General features: G+C 61.7%; 25 protein-coding genes and 1 pseudogene. 16 read left to right on the top strand and 10 right to left on the bottom strand.

Annotation, left to right across the window (positions count from 1 at the left end; translation table 11 throughout):
• Window positions 1-42 precede the first annotated feature (42 nt).
• Window positions 43-765 (top strand): phosphonate metabolism transcriptional regulator PhnF, encoded by a 723-nt coding sequence (phnF, locus tag ACYQ1P_RS03740; RefSeq protein WP_460019030.1) that lies wholly within the window; start codon window positions 43-45, stop codon window positions 763-765.
• A gap of 8 nt (window positions 766-773) precedes the next feature.
• Here the strand turns inward: phnF and ACYQ1P_RS03735 are convergent, their stop codons facing one another.
• Genes ACYQ1P_RS03735 through rsxA form a run of 7 tightly spaced genes read right to left on the bottom strand, consistent with a single transcriptional unit; the run spans window position 774 to window position 6,070 of the window.
• The gene (locus ACYQ1P_RS03735) at window positions 774-1,046 is read right to left on the bottom strand and encodes an RnfH family protein (protein WP_460019029.1); all 273 of its coding nucleotides are present in this window, start codon (window positions 1,044-1,046) and stop codon (window positions 774-776) included.
• Window positions 1,047-1,730 (bottom strand): electron transport complex subunit E, encoded by a 684-nt coding sequence (locus ACYQ1P_RS03730; protein WP_460019028.1) that lies wholly within the window; start codon window positions 1,728-1,730, stop codon window positions 1,047-1,049.
• Window positions 1,727-2,347 (bottom strand): electron transport complex subunit RsxG, encoded by a 621-nt coding sequence (rsxG, locus tag ACYQ1P_RS03725; protein ID WP_460019027.1) that lies wholly within the window; start codon window positions 2,345-2,347, stop codon window positions 1,727-1,729. Before rsxG ends, ACYQ1P_RS03730 begins: the two co-directional genes overlap by 4 nt.
• The gene (locus ACYQ1P_RS03720) at window positions 2,340-3,440 is read right to left on the bottom strand and encodes an RnfABCDGE type electron transport complex subunit D (RefSeq protein WP_460019026.1); all 1,101 of its coding nucleotides are present in this window, start codon (window positions 3,438-3,440) and stop codon (window positions 2,340-2,342) included. The genes rsxG and ACYQ1P_RS03720 overlap by 8 nt, the downstream gene beginning before the upstream one ends.
• Window positions 3,437-4,930: an electron transport complex subunit RsxC gene (rsxC, locus tag ACYQ1P_RS03715; RefSeq protein ID WP_460019025.1), complete on the bottom strand. Its 1,494-nt coding sequence runs from the start codon at window positions 4,928-4,930 to the stop codon at window positions 3,437-3,439. Before rsxC ends, ACYQ1P_RS03720 begins: the two co-directional genes overlap by 4 nt.
• A 10-nt stretch (window positions 4,931-4,940) precedes the next feature.
• Window positions 4,941-5,471 carry an RnfABCDGE type electron transport complex subunit B gene (locus ACYQ1P_RS03710; RefSeq protein WP_460019024.1) on the bottom strand — a complete coding sequence of 177 codons (531 nt, stop codon included), beginning with the start codon at window positions 5,469-5,471 and terminating at the stop codon, window positions 4,941-4,943.
• Window positions 5,472-5,488: 17 nt separating this feature from the next.
• The gene (gene rsxA, locus ACYQ1P_RS03705) at window positions 5,489-6,070 is read right to left on the bottom strand and encodes an electron transport complex subunit RsxA (protein WP_460019023.1); all 582 of its coding nucleotides are present in this window, start codon (window positions 6,068-6,070) and stop codon (window positions 5,489-5,491) included.
• A gap of 267 nt (window positions 6,071-6,337) precedes the next feature.
• Here rsxA and nifL (ACYQ1P_RS03700) point away from each other — a divergent pair, with 267 nt between their 5' ends.
• From nifL (ACYQ1P_RS03700) to draG, 13 genes are all read left to right on the top strand, one after another.
• Window positions 6,338-7,195 carry a nitrogen fixation negative regulator NifL gene (gene nifL, locus ACYQ1P_RS03700; RefSeq protein WP_460019022.1) on the top strand — a complete coding sequence of 286 codons (858 nt, stop codon included), beginning with the start codon at window positions 6,338-6,340 and terminating at the stop codon, window positions 7,193-7,195.
• Window positions 7,108-7,968, top strand: coding sequence for a nitrogen fixation negative regulator NifL (gene nifL, locus ACYQ1P_RS03695; RefSeq protein ID WP_460020128.1), 861 nt, complete (start codon window positions 7,108-7,110; stop codon window positions 7,966-7,968). The genes nifL (ACYQ1P_RS03700) and nifL (ACYQ1P_RS03695) overlap by 88 nt, the downstream gene beginning before the upstream one ends.
• 10 nt (window positions 7,969-7,978) lie before the next feature.
• Window positions 7,979-9,550 carry a nif-specific transcriptional activator NifA gene (gene nifA / locus ACYQ1P_RS03690; RefSeq protein WP_460019021.1) on the top strand — a complete coding sequence of 524 codons (1,572 nt, stop codon included), beginning with the start codon at window positions 7,979-7,981 and terminating at the stop codon, window positions 9,548-9,550.
• Window positions 9,551-9,825: 275 nt separating this feature from the next.
• Window positions 9,826-11,313, top strand: coding sequence for a nitrogenase cofactor biosynthesis protein NifB (gene nifB, locus ACYQ1P_RS03685; RefSeq protein WP_460019020.1), 1,488 nt, complete (start codon window positions 9,826-9,828; stop codon window positions 11,311-11,313).
• An 11-nt stretch (window positions 11,314-11,324) separates the two neighbouring features.
• Window positions 11,325-11,603, top strand: coding sequence for a 4Fe-4S dicluster domain-containing protein (locus ACYQ1P_RS03680; protein ID WP_460019019.1), 279 nt, complete (start codon window positions 11,325-11,327; stop codon window positions 11,601-11,603).
• A 7-nt stretch (window positions 11,604-11,610) separates the two neighbouring features.
• On the top strand, window positions 11,611-12,015 hold the full coding sequence (locus ACYQ1P_RS03675) for an ArsC/Spx/MgsR family protein (RefSeq protein WP_460019018.1): 405 nt from the start codon (window positions 11,611-11,613) through the stop codon (window positions 12,013-12,015).
• Complete coding sequence (locus ACYQ1P_RS03670; RefSeq protein ID WP_460019017.1) at window positions 12,012-12,650, top strand: oxygen-binding di-iron domain-containing protein; 639 nt, start codon at window positions 12,012-12,014, stop codon at window positions 12,648-12,650. The genes ACYQ1P_RS03675 and ACYQ1P_RS03670 overlap by 4 nt, the downstream gene beginning before the upstream one ends.
• Window positions 12,651-12,806: 156 nt before the next feature.
• Window positions 12,807-14,138 carry an IS66 family transposase gene (gene tnpC / locus ACYQ1P_RS03665; protein ID WP_460019016.1) on the top strand — a complete coding sequence of 444 codons (1,332 nt, stop codon included), beginning with the start codon at window positions 12,807-12,809 and terminating at the stop codon, window positions 14,136-14,138.
• Window positions 14,139-14,181: 43 nt separating this feature from the next.
• Window positions 14,182-14,817, top strand: coding sequence for a flavodoxin domain-containing protein (locus ACYQ1P_RS03660; RefSeq protein WP_460019015.1), 636 nt, complete (start codon window positions 14,182-14,184; stop codon window positions 14,815-14,817).
• Between the two features lie 36 nt (window positions 14,818-14,853).
• Window positions 14,854-15,138 carry a 2Fe-2S iron-sulfur cluster-binding protein gene (locus tag ACYQ1P_RS03655; RefSeq protein WP_460019014.1) on the top strand — a complete coding sequence of 95 codons (285 nt, stop codon included), beginning with the start codon at window positions 14,854-14,856 and terminating at the stop codon, window positions 15,136-15,138.
• Window positions 15,139-15,170: 32 nt separating this feature from the next.
• On the top strand, window positions 15,171-15,518 hold the full coding sequence (locus tag ACYQ1P_RS03650; protein WP_460019013.1) for a 2Fe-2S iron-sulfur cluster-binding protein: 348 nt from the start codon (window positions 15,171-15,173) through the stop codon (window positions 15,516-15,518).
• A gap of 89 nt (window positions 15,519-15,607) precedes the next feature.
• Complete coding sequence (locus ACYQ1P_RS03645; protein WP_460019012.1) at window positions 15,608-16,198, top strand: nitrogen fixation protein NifQ; 591 nt, start codon at window positions 15,608-15,610, stop codon at window positions 16,196-16,198.
• Window positions 16,170-17,084, top strand: a complete 915-nt coding sequence (draG, locus tag ACYQ1P_RS03640) for an ADP-ribosyl-[dinitrogen reductase] hydrolase (protein ID WP_460019011.1) — start codon at window positions 16,170-16,172, stop codon at window positions 17,082-17,084. The genes ACYQ1P_RS03645 and draG overlap by 29 nt, the downstream gene beginning before the upstream one ends.
• Before the next feature lie 93 nt (window positions 17,085-17,177).
• Here the strand turns inward: draG and ACYQ1P_RS03635 are convergent, their stop codons facing one another.
• The 3 genes from ACYQ1P_RS03635 to ACYQ1P_RS03625 all read right to left on the bottom strand — a co-directional run bounded on the left by ACYQ1P_RS03635 (window position 17,178) and on the right by ACYQ1P_RS03625 (window position 18,974).
• Complete coding sequence (locus tag ACYQ1P_RS03635) at window positions 17,178-17,402, bottom strand: hypothetical protein (protein ID WP_460019010.1); 225 nt, start codon at window positions 17,400-17,402, stop codon at window positions 17,178-17,180.
• On the bottom strand, window positions 17,399-18,238 hold the full coding sequence (locus ACYQ1P_RS03630) for an SIR2 family protein (protein ID WP_460019009.1): 840 nt from the start codon (window positions 18,236-18,238) through the stop codon (window positions 17,399-17,401). The genes ACYQ1P_RS03635 and ACYQ1P_RS03630 overlap by 4 nt, the downstream gene beginning before the upstream one ends.
• Window positions 18,239-18,359: 121 nt before the next feature.
• On the bottom strand, window positions 18,360-18,974 hold the full coding sequence (locus ACYQ1P_RS03625; protein WP_460019008.1) for an NAD(+)--dinitrogen-reductase ADP-D-ribosyltransferase: 615 nt from the start codon (window positions 18,972-18,974) through the stop codon (window positions 18,360-18,362).
• A 2-nt stretch (window positions 18,975-18,976) separates the two neighbouring features.
• Between ACYQ1P_RS03625 and ACYQ1P_RS03620 the strand changes: the two are divergent.
• Together ACYQ1P_RS03620 and ACYQ1P_RS03615 are read left to right on the top strand one after the other, a co-directional pair.
• Window positions 18,977-19,234 (top strand): annotated as a pseudogene (locus ACYQ1P_RS03620) (transposase domain-containing protein); the annotation flags it as partial.
• Complete coding sequence (locus ACYQ1P_RS03615; protein WP_460020127.1) at window positions 19,179-19,463, top strand: Mu transposase domain-containing protein; 285 nt, start codon at window positions 19,179-19,181, stop codon at window positions 19,461-19,463. The pseudogene ACYQ1P_RS03620 and the gene ACYQ1P_RS03615, both read left to right, overlap by 56 nt.
• The last annotated feature ends 11 nt before the right edge of the window (window positions 19,464-19,474 follow it).

The raw sequence follows: 19,474 nt of genomic DNA, 5'->3' as shown, positions 1-19,474 counted from the left end.
CATGAAGTTTACATGATGGCTTTTGGGGCAGGGGGTTCCGCGATGGAATGGCAGGCGGGCGAAGCCAAGTGGCGGCAGATCGAACGGATCTTGCTCCTGGAGATCAGCCAGGGACAATTCCCGACCGGCCAGCGATTGCCAACGGAAATGGACATGGCCCGGCGCTTCGGGGTCAATCGCCATACGGTCCGGCAGGCCGTCGGCGCGCTGGCCGAAGCCAATGTGGTGCGGGTCGAGCAGGGACGCGGCACCTTCGTTCAGGAAAGCCTGCTCGATTACGACCTCAGTCAGCGCACCCGATTCTCGCAAATCGTCAGTTCACGTCAAAAACTGCCTCGCAAGCGGCTGATCGAATGGGAAATCCTGCCGGCCAAAAAGCGCATTGCCCAGAATCTCCAATTGAAGAAAAAGACCAAGGTGTTGCGGCTGTTTTCAGTCAGCGAGGCGGACGGCGTGCCGGTGGCCTGTAGCGAGAGCTTTCTTCCGGCGGATCGATTCGCGGGACTGGCCGACATTTTTTCAGAAACCGGCTCGCTGACCGAGGCCTTCGTCCGTTATGGCGTGACCGACTATCAGCGCCGGGAAACCCGAATCACCGCGCAGTTGCCGACCCGTCGCATCGCGGCACTGCTGCACCAACCGAAAATCCGTCCGGTTCTGGTCACCGAAAACATCGACGTGGACATGGAAGGCCAGCCCATCGAATGCGGGACCACCAGTTTCGCCAGTGATCGCGTTCAATTGCTGGTCGAGGGCAAGGCCTGATTGCAAAGTCAATCGCCGCCGCTGGTATCCACCCGTTCGACCAAGTCTGGATCAGCGGTGATGGGGCGGTAAATTTCCACCCGCTCGCCGTTGGCGAGTTGCTTGTCCAACTTACAGATCTTGCCAAAAATGCCGATGGTCTGGGTTTCCAGATCAATTTCCGGGAACATCTCAAGGATACCCGACAGCTCAATGGCCTGACGGGCGGTGCTGCCGTCGGGCACATCCAGCTTCAACCAAACCTGGCGGACGGCCTTGCCATAGGCGACGCTGACGTTCATTTAAGCCTCCTTTAATGCCGCCGCCGTGCGGGACCGGCGGGCATGTTCCAAACGGGCATCCAGCACCCGCTTGCCCGCCAGCAACAGGCCGAGCATCAAAAACGCTCCGGGGGGCAGGATGAACAGCAGGAAACCCCGGTAATCGGGAATAAGCGTGATTTCCAGGAACGCCATATGCTCACCGAGCAACAGGGCCGCATTGGCAAACAAGGTGCCCGAACCGACAATTTCCCGCGTCGCGCCCAGCACCACCAGTGCGAAGGTGAAGCCCAACCCCATCATCAAGCCATCAAAAGCGGCGCGCAGGGGATCAACCTTGGAGGCGAAAGCCTCGGCGCGGCCGAGAATGGCACAGTTGGTGACAATCAGCGGGATGAACAGGCCGAGCACCTTGTAGAGTTCATGCAGCCAGGCATTGATCGCCATATCGACGATGGTCACCAGAGCGGCGATGACCAGGACGAAGGCCGGAATGCGCACCTCGGGCAGGATCGCCCGTCGCAACAGGGAGACCGAGAGTCCTGACAGCATCAGCACCGCCGTGGTCGCCAACCCCATGCCCAGCCCGTTGGTCGCCGTGCCGGTCACCGCCAACAGCGGGCACAGGGCCAGCATCTGGACGAACACCACATTGCTGCTCCACAGCCCGTCCTGGGCAATGGTCTTGTAGGATGCATCGCTCATGATCCGACCTCCAGCAGGGCGCTTTTGTGGGTTTCGAAATAGTCCAATCCCTGGCGGATGGCCGCGACCACGGCGCGCGGGGTGATGGTGGCGCCGCTGAACTGGTCGAACTGTCCGCCATCCTTTTTGACTCGCCATTTTTCGCGTGGCGGCTGACCCAGGGAGAGTCCGGCGAATTGTAAAATCCAGCCATCCTTGGCCGCCTCGATCTTGTCCCCCAGGCCGGGGGTCTCGGCATGTTTAAGCACCCGCGCGCCGAGCAGCCGCCCGCTCGGGTCGAGGCCGACCAGCACCCGGATTTCGCCGCCGTAGCCGAAACCCTGCATCTCGTAGGCCAGGGCAGTCACCGTGCCATCGCGAGTGCCGCGATAGACGGTCCGCCCATCGAGAGTGAGGGGAGCTTCCAGCAGATCGTTGTCATGCAAATCGGCGGGCACCACCTGAATCAGCGAGGCCTTGAGATCCTTCGCCTGACGTTCGGCAATGGGGCCGCGCGTCTGGTCATCGACAAAGGCCAGCGATGCCGCTGCTGCCAACGCAAACACCCCGAGCATCAAGGCGGGCAGGGCCAGGGTCTTGAGCAATCCGGGCGGATTTTTTTTGGGTTCGTCAGCCACCGACCCGCTCCTTGATTCGTGCCGGGGCGTATTCGATCGGCTTGCCTTTGCCGGTGCGTCCGAAGACCCGGGGCTTCATGTACCGGTCGATCAGCGGGGTACAGGCATTCATCAGCAGCACCGCAAAAGCCACCCCCTCGGGATACCCGGCCCAGGTGCGGATGACAAACACCAGCACCGCCGTGCCGAAACCGAACAGCAACTGGCCGCGCACCGTCAGCGGCGAGGTCACGTAGTCGGTGGCGATGAAAAAGGCCCCGAGCAGGGTTGCCCCGGATAGCACATGCACCGAGGCATCCGCATAGCGGGCCGGGTCGAGGGTGTGGGTCAGGGTGGCGAGGACGGCCAGGGTGCCGATCATCGCCAGGGGAATATGCCAGCGGATGACCTTCAAGGCGAGCAGCATCAAACCGCCCATCAGAATCAACAGGGCCGAGGTCTCGCCCAGACTGCCCGGCGCGTTGCCGACGGCCTGATCCATCCAGTCGGGCAGGGTTTCGAGGGCGCTGGAGACCGTGTGGCCCAACATCAGCTCGGTCTTGACGTGGCCGAGGACCGAGGCGCTGGACACCGCATCGGTATTGGAAATGCCCAGAAAGGTGATCTCCAGGCCCGCCCTGAAGCCCGGCGCGCCGTCGGACAGCAGCGGCAGCGGGGCCAGCCAGCGGGTCATTTCCAGGGGAAAGGAAATCAGCAGGACAACCCGGGCCACCATGGCCGGATTGAACAGGTTCTGTCCGATGCCGCCATAGACATGCTTGGCGAAGACCAGGGCGATGACCGCCCCCACGACGCCGATCCACCAGGGAGCCCAAGGCGGCAGGGTGAGGGCGAGCAGCCAGCCACTGAGCACCGCCGAACCGTCCATCAGGGTGCGTTTCACCGGCTTGCCGGCGATTTTCAGACAGGCCGCCTCGCTCAACACGGCGGCCAGAACGGTCACCACGAACAGATTGATGGCCGGCCAGCCGAACAGATAAAGCCCGTAACCGGTGGCCGGCAGCAGGGCCAGCATGACCAGCCCCATGGTGCGGCCGACCGTGTTGCCGCCATGGGCGAACGGACCGCCGAGGGGAGCGGGTTTGCCGCTCATGCGCTGATCCTTTCTTGTGCGTCTTCTTTTTCCGATGCCTCGGCTTTTTTCTTCGCCGCCCGTTCCGCCTGGCGCTTGGCCATCGCTTCCTTTTTGGCCTGGGCGATGGCCTCCATGCGTTCATTGCGGGCCTCGGCCAGACGCTTGGTCTCGCCTTGCTTGTGCTTGGCCCGTTGGACGACGGTCAGCCGTCCCTTGGCATAATTGAAGAACTGCACCAGCGGAATACGCGACGGGCAGACATAGGAGCAGGAGCCGCAGGCCACGCAATCCATCAGTCCCTGCTCGACGGCGGCATCCAGTTGTTCCTTGCGGATGCGCGCCGCCATTTCCAACGGCATCAGGCCGCAGGGGCAGGCCTCCACGCAGGAGGCGCAACGGATGCAGGGTTGGGCGTTATCGGCGTTGGATTCCGCATAAGACAGGGCAAGCACTCCATTGGTGCCCTTGATGATGGGAGCTTTGGTGGAAATCAGCGGCTGGCCCATCATCGGTCCGCCAAGGATCAACCGGGCATCCGCCTCGGTCAGGCCCTGCGCCGCGTCGATCAGATGCTGAATCGGGGTGCCGATGAGTACTTCAAAGTTGCCGGGGCGGGCCATTGCCCCGCCGGACAGGGTGACGATGCGGGAAATCAGCGGACGGCCATGACGGACGGCCTCATGGACGGCATAGGCGGTGGCCGCGTTATGGACCACCACGCCGATATCCGCCGTCAGTCCCCGGGCCGGGGTCTCCAGGCCGGTGAGGGTCTGCACCAGATGTTTTTCCGACCCCATGGGATAGCGGGTCGGCACGCCGACCACATGAAAATCCGCCAATTCCGCCGCAGCCGCCTTCATGGCTTTCAGGGCTTCCGGTTTGTTGGTCTCGATGGCGACAATCACCTTTTTGAGCCCCAGGGCGCGGCGCATGAGAGCGATGCCCTCGACCACCTGGGGCCCGCGGTCGCGCATCAGTCGGTCGTCGCAGGTCAGATAGGGTTCGCACTCGGAGCCGTTGATGACCAGGGTATGCAGCTCGTAGCGCTGCCCCAAATTGAGCTTCACGGCGGAAGGAAAGGTCGCGCCGCCCAAGCCGACGATGCCGCTCTGGGCCACCCGCTCGGCGATTTCTTCGGCGGTCGCCCGTTCCGGGTCGAGCGGCGGCGGCAGATCGTCGGTCCAGGTTTCCTTGCCATCCGGCTTGAGGGTGATGGTGCGTCCGGGCAGGCCCGAGGGATGGGGCGCAACATAGCGACCGATGGCCTTGATCTGGCCCGATGTCGGGGCGTGGACCGGAGCCGAGACCATGCCCTGACCGACCGCCAGAAGCTGTCCCTTCCTGACCCAGTCCCCCTTCTTGACTACCGGTTCGGCGGGGGCCCCGATATGCTGCTGCAACGGAATGCGCAGCAGGGCGGGCAGACCGATTGCCTGAATCGGGGCGTGAGCTGCCAACTCCTTGTACCCTTTCGGATGAACACCACCGCGGATGCTGAACAGTTTCATCGCGCGCTCCTCAGGCCGCAAAGGCCGGTTTCGGCCAATGCCAGGTTTGCAATGTTTCCGGGATAGGCCGCATGTCGATACATTCGGTCGGGCAGGCCTCGGCACATTTTTCGCAGCCGGTGCAGGCGTCCTGGATGACCACATGAATCTGCTTCGAACTGCCGAGAATGGCGTCGGTCGGGCAGCGCTTGAAACAGCGGGTGCAGCCGACACAAAGGTCCTCGTTGACGAAGGCGATGAGGGGTTCCTTTTCCTCCATCGCCGACAGATCCGCGACAACTCCCATGGTATCGGCCAGGGCGCCGACCAGGGTGCGCCCGCCGGGCGGACAGAGGCTGATTTCGGCCTGTCCGTCGGCCAACGCCTGGGCCGCCGCGCTACATCCGGGAAATCCGCACTGGCCGCAGTTGGTGCCCGGCAACAGGCTCTCCAGAGTGCCCACCAGCGGATTACCCTCGACCCGCAGATAGCGAGCGGAAACCCCCAGCAAGGCCCCGAGGGTTACCCCCAGAACAGTCAGGCTTCCAATGGCGGTCAACATGTTATGTCTCCTCGCGCTTAGTTCGCCGTTAGGCCGGTAAAGCCCATGAAGGCCAGGGCCAGCAGCCCTGCTGTGATGAAGCCGATGGGAGATCCGGCAAAGGCCAGGGGGACATTGCCGAGGGCCAGCCGTTCGCGCAGCCCGGCGAAAATCACCATGACCAGGGTGAAGCCGACCGCCGAGCCGAAGCCGTACAGCAGGCTTTGGGTGAAATCGTTGTCTTCCTGAATGTTCAGCAGGGCCACGCCGAGCACAGCGCAATTGGTGGTGATCAGCGGCAGGAAGATGCCCAGCACCTGATACAGGGTCGGCGAAAACTTGCGGATGGTCATTTCGGTGAACTGCACCACGGCAGCAATCACCAGAATGAATGTCAGAATGCGCAGAAAGCCGATGTCCAGTGGCACCAATACGAAATGCTCCACCACCCAACTGGCCGCCGCCGACAGGGTCAGCACGAAAGTGGTCGCAAAACCCATCCCCAGGGCCGTATCAACCTTGTTGGAAACCCCCATGAAGGGGCACAGGCCGAGAAACTTGACCAGCACGACGTTGTTGACCAACACGGTACCCAGGATCAGCAGGAAATAGGATTCCATGGTGTCGGCTCCTTTCATCCTGAAGAACTGCATTTCCCATACCAGTTTTGGGCAATGGCTGGATCTGCTGCTTTTTCAATCGGTCCCGTTTGGCCTGCTCATTAGATAAGCAGGTTTTCGTGTTGGCGTTGCGACAACCGGCCCCCTCCGAGGCGCGCTTCTGTCGCAAAACCGACAAAAGACGCAACGGCTTGCGGGCGGAATTCCCGACGAAAACCAACAAGGCATGGAACTTGCTAGTTCCCATTCAAAAGATGAGGACGAACCATGCTGACATCCAAATCGGCAGCGGCCCAGACCCGGCCTTTGCAGGAATTCCTCGCTTCCCTGCCTCCCGAGATCCCGCAGGAGGTCCGGGACCTGTTGCTCATGGCCTCCGATGAGCGGGGAGCCGGGTTGCCGCCACGGATTTTTCTTGAGGCGGTGGAACAGCTTCCCCTGGCCATTTCCATCACCGATACCTGGGCCAATATCATTTATGCCAACAAGGCTTTTTCCCAGATTACCGGTTACCTGCCGGAGGAATTGGTGGATCGCAATGAATCGATCCTGTCCAACAAGGCGACGCCGACCCATGTCTACGAGGACCTGTGGGCGACCATCGGCGGTGGCGATGTCTGGTGTGGCATCATGGTCAATCGCAAGAAATGCGGTGACCCCTATGTGGCCGACCTGACCGTGGTGCCGGTGAAGGATGCAGATCAGCGGGTGGCTTTCTATGTTGGCATTCACCGGGACGTGACGGCGCTGCATCAATTGGAGCAGGAGGTTCGCAATCAGAAGACGCTGATCGAATCCGTTCTACAGGCGGCGCCGGTGGCCATGGTGTTTCTCGACCCAGACGGAGGCGTGGTGCTCGACAACCACGCCTACAAGCTGTTGACGGCGGATCTCAGGATAGCCGAGCCCGCCGAGCGGGTTCTGGCCGCCGTCGCCGAGAGCAAAAAGTGCGATTTGAAAGAGATTTTCGATCAAAAAATCGACTTTTCCCATGTGGAAATCCGCATCGATTCCGGGGGGGCAGCGAGCCGCGCTGGCTGTCCTGCTCCGGGTCCTGGGTTCACGAATACGACGCCACGGCGGATCACTTCTTTCGCAAACAGCGTCGCACCGGCTTGTTGTTGACCTGCAACGACATCACCCTGCAACGGCGCCGCTTCGAGGAGGCCCGGACCGCCATGGTGCGGGCGCTGATGGCCGACCAGACCCGAATCAACGCGGTGCGCGAGACCATCGCGGCGGCCATTTTTCAACTGCAAGGCCCGCTCAACATGATCGGGGCCGCAGTCGGCATGCTGCATCGGCAGGGCGAGGGCGGCAGTGCCCTGGCCAAGGCCCTGCAGGACGCCATTGGCTCCGGAAAGAAATCCCTGGAGCGCCTGCGCAAGGCCATGCCCGCCGTACAAATGGAGGGCATCGAACGGGTCAACATGAACGAGGTGGTGCGCGACGTGCTGGACGTGGCGACCGAACGCTTCCTGGTCACCGGAGCGGTGGTCAACTGGCAGCCCACATCGGTCCTGCCGACGGTTCCCGGGCGGGCTGGAGCCTTGCGGGCGTTGATCAAACATGTCCTCGACAACGCGGTGGACGCCCTGGCCGAAAGCGGGTCGTCGCGGCGCGATATCAACATACACACCGGCACAACGGTGGACGACATGGTGGAAATCGTCGTCGAGGATACCGGCGCGGGCGTGCCTGAAGATCTGCGGATCAAGGTATTTGAGCCGTTTTATTGCAATTGGCGACGGGCGCAGGGCCATTCCGGGATGGGGTTGGCCATTGCCCAACAAGTGGTGTTCGATCAAGGGGGAGGGATTGTCATCGAACGAGGGTCGGCCGGGGGCTGCCGGGTCAGAGTGACCCTGAGCACGCGGCTGTCGCAGACTGCCGACTAGGAGTTTTGACATGAAGGCCGAGACGGAAATACCCCTGCGGATCTCCGATCGTCAGGACCTGTTGGAAATGGAACTGGCCACCCTTTATCAGGTGAGTCAGATGCTCAGCCGTTCGCTGAATCTGGAACTGACCATTCGCGAGGTGCTGACCATGCTGCACGAGAAAAACGTGTTTCTGCATGGCATGGTCAGCCTGCTCGATTCCGACACCGGAGAAACCACCATCCGGGTGGTGGTCAGCGGCGATTCCGACCATCCGGTCAGCTACCGGCAGGGCGAGGGCATCGTCGGCATGATCATGCAGCGGGGCGAGACCGTGGTGGTGCCCAAGGTCTCCGATGAGCCGCGCTTTCTGCATAAGCGGGGCATCTGTGATATGAATCTGCCGTTCATCGGGGTGCCCCTGTTCGGCGGCGAGGATGTCATCGGGGTGGTCGCCGCGCAGCCGCCGGAAGGCGGGGCACTGCTGGAGGAATGGCGGCGGTTCCTCGAAATGATCGCCACCCTTTTTGCCCAGACGGTGCGCCTGTGTCGCCGCTTCGAGAGCCGTCAGAGCGAATTGCGCGACGAGCGGGACAAGCTGCGCCGGGCGGTCAAGAATCAACACGGTTTCGATCAGATCGTCGGTCACGCCCCGGCCATGCGGGAGATTTTCGAACAGGTACGGCTGGTTTCCAAGTGGGACACCACGGTGCTCATTCGGGGCGAGTCCGGCACCGGCAAGGAACTGATCGCCAGCGCCATTCACTACAACTCCCCGCGCCACGCCGGGGCCTTCATCAAGCTGAACTGTGCCGCGCTGCCCGATACATTGCTCGAAAGCGAGTTATTTGGTCATGAGAAAGGGGCCTTCACCGGAGCCACCGTGCAGCGCAAGGGGCGCTTCGAGCAGGCCGACGGCGGCACCTTGTTTCTCGACGAAATCGGTGAAATCACACCGACCTTCCAGGCCAAGCTGCTGCGGGTGTTGCAGGAAGGTGAATTCGAACGCATCGGCGGCATGAAGACCCTCAAGGTGGACGTGCGGGTCATCGCGGCGACCAACCGCGATCTGGAGGCCGACGTGGAATCCGGAGCCTTCCGCGAGGATCTCTATTACCGGCTGAACGTCATGCCGATCACCCTGCCAGCCCTGCGCGACCGGGTCGAGGACGTACCCGATCTGGCCGCCTTCCTGGTTGCCAAGGTGGCGGCCAAGCAGAGCCGCGAGTTGAGTATCACCGATTCCGCCATCCGATTGTTGATGCGCCACGACTGGCCGGGCAACGTGCGCGAACTGGAGAATTACATCGAGCGGGCGGCCATTCTGTGCGAGACCGGGGCCATAGACCGGGATGTGATCGAATTGTCCGGCTTGCGGGAGTCCGGCCTGCACCGTGCCCCGATCCCGCCCACCCAGGTGCCCACCGAAACCCCGCGCTTCGATCCCCACGACCCCGACCTGGACGAACGGGAACAGGTCATCGCGGCGCTGGAAGAAGCCGGTTGGGTGCAGGCCAAGGCGGCCCGCCTGCTCGACATGACCCCCCGCCAGATCGCCTACCGAATCAAAACGCTGAATATCAAGATGCGGCAGATTTGAGACTTTGAAGGACACTGCGGAGGAGGCTCATGCTTCGACAAGCTCATGCTTCGACAAGCTCAGCATGAGGATGCGGGTATTGCTTATTTCCTCATCCTGAGCTTGTCGAAGGATTTGTCGCATTCCCGACATCCCCAGGCCCTGCGCTGTCACCTTTCCCGCACCGCACTAATGGTTAGACTCTTCGTGATTTCAACAGGTTGAGGGGCGGTCGTAAATCGGCACAGCCCTTGCAGATGCCTCCCCAGGACCTTTTTCGAAGCGGGAGACCCGACATGGAATTGACGGTATTGGGACAGACTCCCGAGGGGGAGACCAAGAGCGGCTGTTCGACCAGTGCCTGCGGGACCCCCTCGGACCAGATGAGCCACTTGCCGGAACATATTCGGGAAAAGGTTCATAATCATCCCTGCTATTCCGAGGAGGCCCACCATCATTACGCCCGCATGCATGTGGCGGTCGCCCCGGCCTGTAACATCCAGTGCCATTACTGCAATCGCAAATACGACTGCGCCAACGAATCCCGGCCCGGGGTGGTCTCAGAACTGCTGACCCCCGATCAGGCGGTGCGCAAGGTGCAGGCGGTGGCCGCCAATGTGCCGCAGATGACGGTGCTCGGCATCGCCGGTCCGGGCGACCCGCTGGCCAACCCGGAACGCACCTTCGAGACCTTCCGCCGACTGGCCGCCGAGACCCCGGATATCAAGCTCTGCGTCTCCACCAACGGCCTGTCCCTGCCCGACCATGTGGCGGCTCTGGCCGAGGTCAATGTGGATCATGTGACCATTACCATCAACTGCGTCGATCCGGACGTGGGGGCCAAGATCTATCCCTGGATCTTCTGGAAAAACCGCCGCATTCATGGCCGAAAAGCCGCTGAAATCCTCATCGAACGGCAGCAGTTGGGGCTGGAAATGTTGGTCGAGCGCGGCATTCTGGTTAAGGTCAACTCGGTGATGATCCCCGGGGTCAACGACAAACACCTGCAAGAAGTGTCTAAGGTCGTCAAGTCAAAGGGTGCCTTCCTGCATAACGTGATGCCGCTGATTGCCGAGGCCGAGCATGGCACCTTCTATGGGGTCATGGGGCAGCGCGGCCCCAACAAGACCGAGCTTCAGGAGCTTCAGGATTCCTGCTCCGGCGATATGAATATGATGCGCCATTGCCGCCAGTGCCGGGCCGATGCGGTCGGCCTGTTGGGCGAGGACCGGGGCGACGAATTTACCATGGAAAAGGTCGAGGTCATGGAGATCGACTACCAGGCCGCCATGGAAAAACGCGCCAAGCTGCATGAGTCCATCGAGGCCCATCGCGAAGCCGACAAGATCAAAGTCATGCCGGAAAGCAATTTCCCTGATTCGACAGCCCGCCCGGTCAAGATGGCTGTCGCCACCAAGAGCGCCGGGGTGATCAACGAACATTTCGGCCATGCCTCCGAATTCCTGGTCTACGAAGCCTCCCCGGCGGGCGTGCGCTTCATCAGTCATCGCAAGGTGCCCCAGTACTGCACCGGGGCCGATACCTGCGACGAAAACGGCGAGAGCATCATGGACAAGATTGTTGCCGCCTTGGACGACTGCGAGACCGTGCTGGCCGCCAAGATCGGCATCGAACCCTGGGGACGGCTGGAAGCCGAAGGCATCCTGCCCAACGGCGAGCATGCCATGGAGCCCATCGAAGACGCCATCAAGGCCGTGTACCTGGAAATGTATGAGGATGGCCGTCTGGCCGTTTCGCTCCAGAAAGCTCAAATCAGCGCCTGAGGATTAATATCATGTCCCTGCAAATTATTGAGAGCTGCACCAACTGCTGGGCCTGTCTGCCGCTTTGTCCCAGTGAGGCCATTGTGGAGGCCAAGCCGCATTTTCTGATCGAGACCAAGAAATGCACCGAATGCGAGGGCGACTTTGCCGACCCGCAATGCGCCAGCATCTGCCCGATCGAAGGGGCAATCCTCGACGCGCTGGGTGTAGCGCTGAATCCGCCCGGCTCGCTGACCGGCATTCCGCCGGAAAAGATGGCCGCTGCTATGGCCGAGATGCAGGCGAGGTAGGTGGGTAATGACCCTCGTGCGCTTCTTCGAAAAAACCGGCTGCATCAACAACACCCGTCAAAAGGCGTTGTTGCGTGAGGCGGGCTATGAATTGCATGTGCACGACCTGTTGAGCTATCCCTGGACGCCGCTGGAACTGGCCCGTTTTTTCGTCGGACGCCCCATCGGTCAATGCTTCAATCGGACCGCGCCGCGAATCAAATCCGGGGAAATCGACCCGGACTGCCTGAGTGCCACGTTGGCTCTTGAACTGATGGTGGACGATCCGCTGTTGATCCGTCGGCCGCTGTTGGAGACCGCCCGCGGCTGCGGCGTCGGTTTCGACGATCTGGAGCGACTGGGCATCGACCTGAGCACGGGCAGTGAAGATGTGGAAACCTGCCCCCGGACGGCCTCGGGAACCGGAACATGAGCGCCGTTTCCATCGCCGAGGGGGTGCACTGGATCGGGGCGCTCGATCCGACCCTGCGCACCTTTGACATCATCCTCAAGACTGCCAACGGCACCACCTACAACAGCTATGTGGTGCGCGGCCTGCGCGGGGTGGCGGTGATCGACACGGTGAAACAGGAATTTTCCGACACCTTCTTCAAAAATCTGGAAGAGGTGGCACGCTACGACGAAATCACCGCCATCGTGCTCAACCACCTGGAGCCCGACCATACGGGGGCGCTGCCGGAATTGTTGCGCCGGGCGCCCAATGCGGAGGTCTATATTTCGCGCCGCGCGCCGGGCATGTTGAAGGCTTTGCTGAAGCCGGACATGGAAGATTTCCATTACACGCCGGTGGACACGGGCGACCGGCTGGATCTGGGCGGACGGCAACTGATGTTTCTCAATACGCCGTTCCTGCATTGGCCGGACACCCAATGCACCTGGCTCGAAGGGGCCGGGGTGTTGTTTCCCGGCGACCTGTTCGGCTGTCATTTTTGCGATGATCGACTGTTTAACGATCTGGTCGGTGATTTCCGGTTTTCGTTCGAATATTACCACGCCCACATCATGCGCCCGTTCAAGGGTAATTGCTCACCGACCCCGACGGCTTGACCGGGGGAGCGCTGGGGCGGCGTGACGATATCCGGCTCCGAAATGCAGATTTCTGTTGCGCTGGATGGGCGAATATGAGTCAACCTTTCCATGACTCCGCTGCCCGACATCACCACGCTTTCCCCGTCCGAGAAGGACACGCTGATCGGTTCGCTGATGGCGCGATTGGACGCGCTGGAATCGCGGGTCTCGGCTTTGGAGGCCGAGAATGCCACGCTGAAGGCCGAGAACGCGGATCTGCGGGAGAAACTGAACCTGCCGCCGAAGACGCCGGACAATTCGAGCAAGCCGCCGTCGCAAGGGCACAAGCCGAATGGCGAGGGCAAGGCGAAGCCGAAGGGCAAGGCCCATGCGGGAGCACATCGGCCGCTGCACCCCAACCCGACACGACGGCGCGACGTGCTGGCCGACCACTGCCCGCACTGCCGAGCGGACGTGACGGGCGTCACACAGGCCGAGGTCCAGGCTTACGACCGCATCGAAATCCCCGAGATCGCGCCCGACGTGACACGGGTGACGCTGTTCGGTGGCACCTGCCCCTGTTGCGCCAAGCGGTTCAAGGCGCCCGCGCCCGCCGGGCTGGAACCGGGCTCGCCGTTCGGCCCCAACCTGCGGGCCTTCGTCCTCTATCTGCGCTTCGGTCAGGCGATTCCGTTCGAACGGCTGGAGCGCCTGCTGCGCGACCTGTTCGGCCTGGAGATCAGCGAAGGGGCGCTGGCCAACATGCTCCAGGACAGCGCGCCCGCCTTCGCGGCCCAGACCAGCCGTATCAAGGAGCGGCTGCTGTCCGGCACCGCGATCGAATCCGACGAGACATCCGTCCGCGTCGGCAAGCGGACCTTCTGGAACTGGGTCTTCCACCACGGCGACAGCGCCTGCTTCGTCATCCGACCCTCGCGCGGCAAGGCGGTGGTCGAGGAATTCCTCGGCGAGGTTCGCCCCGATTTCTGGGTATCCGACCGGCTGGCGGCGCAGATGGGGTGGGCCGCCAAGGACCATCAGGCCTGCCTCGCCCACCTGCTGCGCGACATCCAATATGCCATCGACGCGGGCGACGATGCCCTGGCTCCCGGCCTCGGGGCCCTGCTGAAGCGGGCCACCCGCATCGGCCGGCGCCGACCGGATTTGGCCGATGCGACCCTGGCGGCCTATCACTCCCGCCTCCAGTCCCGGCTCGACGAATTGCTGAAGATCGTCCCCGCCACCACGGCCGGAGAGAAGCTGCTCCGTTCCATCAAGCGCTTCCGCCAGAACCTCTTCGTCTTCGTCACCAACCGCGCCATCCCGGCCACCAACAACGGCTCCGAACAGGCGCTCCGGCCATGCGTCATCTTCCGCAAGGTCACCAATTGCTTCCGATCCGAGTGGGGCGCCACCCTCTACGCCAACGTCAGATCCGTCCTCGAAACCGCCCGACGACGAGGAATCGGAATCCTCCCCGCCATCAGACTCACCCTTGACGGTACCGCCCTGCCGGTGGCAACGTGACGGACATCACCCAAGGGGGTGAGCAATTACGTTCAAGGAGCATGTGCTGGAGGCCTTGACCCTCATCGAACCCCTGCGGCCCCGGTTGGTCGCCCCGGCCCATGGCCCCCTCCTGCGCGATCAGCCGATGGACTACATCCGGCGTTATCGTGAATTGTCGAGCCCGCGCCTGCGCAGTGAGCTGACCCAGGGCGAAAAGAGCCTGCTAATTTTCTATATCAGCGCCTATGGCAGCACCGCCCGCATGGCCGAGGAAATCCGTCACGGGGCGGAGGAAATCACCGGCGTGCGGGCCTCGTTATTTGATCTTCAAGGCGGCGAAACGGCCCCGTTCATTGATCTGGTGGAGGATGCCGACGGCTTGATGTTCGGCAGTCCAACCATCAACGGCGACGCGGCAAAGCCGATCTGGGATCTGTTGTCGTCGCTGTGTTCCATCAAGACCCAGGGCAAGCTGGGGGCGGCTTTCGGTTCCTATGGCTGGACCGGCGAGGCGATTGACATGATCGACGCCCGAATGCGCGGCCTGAAGATGCGCGTTCCCCAGGCGGGACTGAAAATCAAACTGATTCCCAATGACGACGAATTGAGCGACTGCCGGGCCTTTGGCCGTTCGGTGGGCGAGCATTTGACGGGGGCCAAGGCCGGTCGGGTGATCGACTTTGCCGCCCTCGGATAACTGAGCACGAGAGAAAACAGAGAAAGGAACCCTCCCATGCCGAAAGCGAAAGTGACATTTTCCGACATCAACCTGAGCGTCAACGTTCCGGTCGGTACCCGCATCATTGAGGTCTCCGAGAAGGTCGGGTCCGGCATCATCTATGGCTGCCGCGAATGCGATTGCGGCACCTGCATCATGAAAGTCGAGGAAGGGTGGAACAATCTGTCCGAGCCGTCGGTGCTGGAAGACAAGGTGCTCAAGGAAAACATGGCCGGACGCCATTACCGGCTGGCCTGCCAGGCGCAGGTGCTGGGCGACGTGACCCTGAAGCCCGCGTGATCAACGATAGAGTTTAAGAAGGAGCAGCAACGATGGCCCTCATTACTTTCAGCAGTCCCGAGTACAAGGACAAGACCGTGTACGCGGTGGCCGGAAGCCATACCGAAACCATCCTGAAAATCGCCAAAACCAACCGCATTCCCATTAGTTTTGACTGCGAAGACGGGCAGTGCGGCAACTGTGTCATCCGGGTGACCCCGCTGGGCGACAAGCCCAAGATGGGTTGCCACCTGACCGACAAGGAGCAGACCGTGCTCAAGGAGATCGGCAAGTTGTCGAAATCGGAAATCGACCGCATGATCGTCGATGACCTGCCCAGCGAATGGCGGCTGGCCTGCCAGATGATCGTCCGCGACGAGGACGTGCTGGTCGAGTACTGACCCGGGAACGGGGTCCTCATGCTTTGACAGGCTCGGCATGAGGACCTCAACCTGAGCCTGAGCCTGTCGAAGGGCGGAGTCCGATGGCCATGAGGATGTCGGAATCAAAAATCAGAAGGCCGGTTCCCGGCGCCTGCCGGGCCACCGCCGGGCGTCTGTTGGCGCGCGCGCGGGGCGACGGCAACGATTTGATCCTGGCTCGGATGCTCGCCTCCTGGCGCTTTCGGCGAGGCATTCTGCCGCGCTGGATGGGGCTGCCATCCACTGAATTCAGGCGATTGATCCAGGGACACTTTCCCGGATTTCCCATGCGCTGCGGCACCGCCATAACCGAACTCGTCCCGCCGGAACGGGATTGGGAGCGCCACGATCTGCGCTGGCTGTTGATGACCCATCGGGCGGGCAGGCACCGCTCGGAAATCTGGGTGGCGGAAATCATCGCCGCCGCCTGCATGGGACAGAATCATTTGTGGGAGGATCTGGGACTGTGGTCGCGGGCCGATCTGACGGCCTTGATGGCGCGCAATTTTCCCAACCTGTCGCTGCGCAACAACAAAAACATGAAATGGAAGAAATTTCTCTATAAACAGCTCTGTGAGGCCGAGGGCATCTATGTCTGCCGGTCGCCGTCTTGTGAGGTCTGTGTGGATTATGACGTATGCTTCGCAGCCGATGAATGAGCTTCTGGTCCGGGCCAGGGGCGCCTATCTCGGTCTCGCCGTCGGCGATGCCCTGGGGGCCACCGTTGAATTCATGACCCCACGCGAAATCCGCGCCAAATACGGGGTGCACCGGGAAATCATCGGCGGCGGCTGGCTGAACCTGAAACCCGGTCGGGTCACCGACGATACGGAAATGAGTCTGGCCCTCGGGGACTCCATTCTGGCCTGCGGCGGCGTTGATCCGACGGCGGTGGCCCGGGCCTTCAGCGACTGGATGGCCAGCAAGCCGGTGGATATCGGCCATACGGTGCGCCGGGGTCTGCTGCGCTTTCGCACCCACGGACTGACCGAGATGCCGCCCAACGAACAAGATGCGGGCAACGGGGCCTGCATGCGGGTGCTGCCGGTGGCCCTGTTCACCCTCGGGGGATGGTGGGAAGACATCTCCGCCGCCGTGCGCTGCCAGGCCCATGTGACTCACAACACCCCCCTGTCGGACAGCGGCACCGAATGCGTGGTGGCGATGATCCAGGATGCCTTGGTGCATGGCACGCCCCCGGCGGTGCTGCTCAATCATGCGGACGATCTGCTGCGCCGCCACCGGGAATTCGACTGGTCGAAACGCCGCCGAGACAATCCCAGCGGTTACATCGTCGAAACCCTACAGGCGGTGTTCCAAGCCCTGGAGACCGAAACCAGCTTCGAGGATATTCTCATCGACGTGGTCAACCGGGGCGGCGACGCCGACACCACCGGCGCCATCGCCGGCATGATCGCCGGGGCCAGCCTTGGCGAGACGGCCATCCCGGCCCGCTGGCTCAGAAAGCTGGAGAGCGCAACGGCCACCGCCTGCGCCGATCAGGCGGAAGCGCTGGTGCGGGGGGTGTCCGGCTTCCCCAGATGATCGCCGTATGCCTGATTGGAAGGTCGAGCAGGGACACAAACTCCCGGTGGGTCTGGTCCATCTGTGGATGGCCGAGCGGCTGATACAGATCGCTCATAGGGCGGCCTGCTGCCGGGATTTGAGCTTCTTGAGCGCCTTGTCCGACAGGTAGGCGGTAAAGTCCTCGGGATTCTCATAGCCTTGTCCCAACAGGTGCTCGGTGACCGCCTCGATGAGCAGCCGGGTCTTTTCCACTTCAATCAGGTTGCGGCCGCAGGTCAGACAGACCTCGCCGTCGTCCCGGCAGGCGGACTTGCCACGACAGGGACGGAACCTCATGCGGCCTGTTCCATTTGGGCCAACAGGGCGGCGCAATCGGACTCAATCACCTCCAGGCCCAGTTTGGCGCAGAAACGTTTTTCCTTGTCGGTGGGGTGCGGGATCAAGGCCCAGCCTGTGGGCTCGGCATGTCCATGGATCATGTCCGATAAGACCATCCGTTCGGTATCGCGGTTCAGCGGCAGGCCGAGCAGCAGATACTTTTTCCCCTGGCGATCCTGCTTGAGGAAACTCGGAATGGCGAAACCGCCCATCAACTCGGTGATGAAGTCCACATAGTCGGCGTCCGAGGCCACGTAGTTGGCGTCCGGTCGCGGACTGCCCATGGGCTTGAACAGCACCGGCAGACTGGTATCGGCCTCTTCCTGAAGGATTTCGGTATAGGATGTGCCGTCGTAGGTATACAGACGATAGCGGAAGGCCGTGCCGCTGATGCGGGCGACGCCATGGATCAACAAATGCGGCGTGTCGGCATAGGAATCCTGAAGCTGGGTATCCCGGTTGACGTCGATCACATAGGGCGGACGCACGGCGGCCAGCCAGTCATGCACCGGGCTGCGGGTCCATTGGCGTTCGCCGTAGAGTTCGGTGAAAAACTTGGTCAGGAACGTCCGACCCTTTTTCAGTTCCAGGCTCATGGCAGCGCGCGGGAATTCATACATCAGACGCGGGGCCATGGGCTTGCCGTCGTTCATGGCAAGGATCAGGCTGTCGGAATCGGCGGGCATGGGCTGCCCGGTGCCAACCTCGGTCACCCCTGAAAGCACCCCCGGCCCCAGATAGGGAACAATAACGCCATCGCGCACGCCGGTCAGAATGTCGCCGAAATCGGTCATGGATCGAATCCTCATGTTGCTTCACAAACCTTTCGGCTTGAGAAGCAAGAACCGGTCCAAGTGCCAAATGCCAGGAGATCAAGCGGTTAGGAGACGTGCGGCTTGTCGGTAAGGCGACAATTCACAGGCTGACAATCTCCACCTCATAGGCCCCGCCGATGACGATGAATTCCTTTTCACCGCGCAAACGACCGGGCAGCAGGCCCGAATAACAGAAGATCTTCGGCACCGGCACCTCGATACATAACACGGTGTCGCCGAATTCGTCGGCCCGCTCAAGATCGGCAGTGAAGGAGTTCAGATTGTTGAACAGCATGACCTTGTGACGGCGGTCCAGATCATCGAGGATTTCCGCCTCCTGGAGCCGGTTGATGCCCCGATACAAGGTGAGGTGCCGGGCCAGCGGCGCACGCCGCGCCAGTTCATACTGACAATAATGAAACAACAGATCGAGCTGTGCTTCCAGGGCGTTGGTGTTGTACAACCCCTCGGCGCGGGCCGCCAAATAGGCCTGGTGGGCGGGGGAGGGGCCGTCGCCCAGGGGCTCCAGATGATGGCGCGGCAGCAGCCCAAAACGGCTTTCCGCCCAGCCCTTCAGCACCGCCCCCTCGCGGCTGTCGGCATCGAACGACCAACCGCGCAGCATCTTCAGGTAATCGGCACCTGTCCGTTTGTGCTTCTGTCCCCGGGTCAGTCCGGCTTCTTCGGGCTGCTCCAATAAAAAGTGCATGGTCATGCGGTCGCGTCGAAATGGATTCCAATACCGTCGAGCGGACGATCCGGCCCATCACCCTTAATCGCAAGAATGCTCTCTTCGCCGGTCACGACGCGGGCGCCGAAAACTGGGCGGCGATCGCCTCGCTCATCGAAACCTGCAAGCTGAACGGCATCAACCCCTTCGCCTACATCGAGCATACGCTGAAAGCCATCGTCAACGGCCATAAGCAAAATCACATCAAGGAATTGCTGCCCTGGAATTATCAGGCCGGCGTGTAAGCGGGACACCGCTTACCTATCTCCAGACAACGAAAAATACAGCTTCTCATGCAGGGCCTTGGCCTCGGCCTGTTCGGGGGTCGATTATCATGTGGAGGTTGCCAAGAATTTTTACTCAGTTCCCCATTCGTTAATCAAACAAACCTTTTGGGCGCGAATCACGGAACGTAGTGTCGAAATTTTTCACAAGGGCACGAGCGTTGCTACCCACGCCTGTTCCGTGCCCTGACAAAACCAAAC

Source organism: Magnetospira thiophila (assembly GCF_054657015.1).
This window is presented reverse-complemented; position numbering and strand designations above follow the sequence as displayed.

What these genes read in the sequence shown, in the direction of transcription:
- nifA (WP_460019021.1), top strand. Translation starts at nt 7,979, where the DNA reads ATGAAGGCCGAGACGGAAATACCCCTGCGGATCTCCGATCGTCAGGAC.
- ACYQ1P_RS03625 (WP_460019008.1), bottom strand. Translation starts at nt 18,974, where the DNA reads ATGACCATGCACTTTTTATTGGAGCAGCCCGAAGAAGCCGGACTGACC.
- ACYQ1P_RS03720 (WP_460019026.1), bottom strand. Translation starts at nt 3,440, where the DNA reads ATGAGCGGCAAACCCGCTCCCCTCGGCGGTCCGTTCGCCCATGGCGGC.
- nifB (WP_460019020.1), top strand. Translation starts at nt 9,826, where the DNA reads ATGGAATTGACGGTATTGGGACAGACTCCCGAGGGGGAGACCAAGAGC.
- draG (WP_460019011.1), top strand. Translation starts at nt 16,170, where the DNA reads ATGACGTATGCTTCGCAGCCGATGAATGAGCTTCTGGTCCGGGCCAGG.
- ACYQ1P_RS03630 (WP_460019009.1), bottom strand. Translation starts at nt 18,238, where the DNA reads ATGACCGATTTCGGCGACATTCTGACCGGCGTGCGCGATGGCGTTATT.
- tnpC (WP_460019016.1), top strand. Translation starts at nt 12,807, where the DNA reads ATGGCGCGATTGGACGCGCTGGAATCGCGGGTCTCGGCTTTGGAGGCC.
- ACYQ1P_RS03730 (WP_460019028.1), bottom strand. Translation starts at nt 1,730, where the DNA reads ATGAGCGATGCATCCTACAAGACCATTGCCCAGGACGGGCTGTGGAGC.
- ACYQ1P_RS03670 (WP_460019017.1), top strand. Translation starts at nt 12,012, where the DNA reads ATGAGCGCCGTTTCCATCGCCGAGGGGGTGCACTGGATCGGGGCGCTC.
- ACYQ1P_RS03645 (WP_460019012.1), top strand. Translation starts at nt 15,608, where the DNA reads ATGAGGATGTCGGAATCAAAAATCAGAAGGCCGGTTCCCGGCGCCTGC.
- ACYQ1P_RS03735 (WP_460019029.1), bottom strand. Translation starts at nt 1,046, where the DNA reads ATGAACGTCAGCGTCGCCTATGGCAAGGCCGTCCGCCAGGTTTGGTTG.
- ACYQ1P_RS03710 (WP_460019024.1), bottom strand. Translation starts at nt 5,471, where the DNA reads ATGTTGACCGCCATTGGAAGCCTGACTGTTCTGGGGGTAACCCTCGGG.
- ACYQ1P_RS03680 (WP_460019019.1), top strand. Translation starts at nt 11,325, where the DNA reads ATGTCCCTGCAAATTATTGAGAGCTGCACCAACTGCTGGGCCTGTCTG.
- ACYQ1P_RS03635 (WP_460019010.1), bottom strand. Translation starts at nt 17,402, where the DNA reads ATGAGGTTCCGTCCCTGTCGTGGCAAGTCCGCCTGCCGGGACGACGGC.
- nifL (WP_460019022.1), top strand. Translation starts at nt 6,338, where the DNA reads ATGCTGACATCCAAATCGGCAGCGGCCCAGACCCGGCCTTTGCAGGAA.
- rsxC (WP_460019025.1), bottom strand. Translation starts at nt 4,930, where the DNA reads ATGAAACTGTTCAGCATCCGCGGTGGTGTTCATCCGAAAGGGTACAAG.
- ACYQ1P_RS03675 (WP_460019018.1), top strand. Translation starts at nt 11,611, where the DNA reads ATGACCCTCGTGCGCTTCTTCGAAAAAACCGGCTGCATCAACAACACC.
- ACYQ1P_RS03655 (WP_460019014.1), top strand. Translation starts at nt 14,854, where the DNA reads ATGCCGAAAGCGAAAGTGACATTTTCCGACATCAACCTGAGCGTCAAC.
- ACYQ1P_RS03650 (WP_460019013.1), top strand. Translation starts at nt 15,171, where the DNA reads ATGGCCCTCATTACTTTCAGCAGTCCCGAGTACAAGGACAAGACCGTG.
- phnF (WP_460019030.1), top strand. Translation starts at nt 43, where the DNA reads ATGGAATGGCAGGCGGGCGAAGCCAAGTGGCGGCAGATCGAACGGATC.
- rsxA (WP_460019023.1), bottom strand. Translation starts at nt 6,070, where the DNA reads ATGGAATCCTATTTCCTGCTGATCCTGGGTACCGTGTTGGTCAACAAC.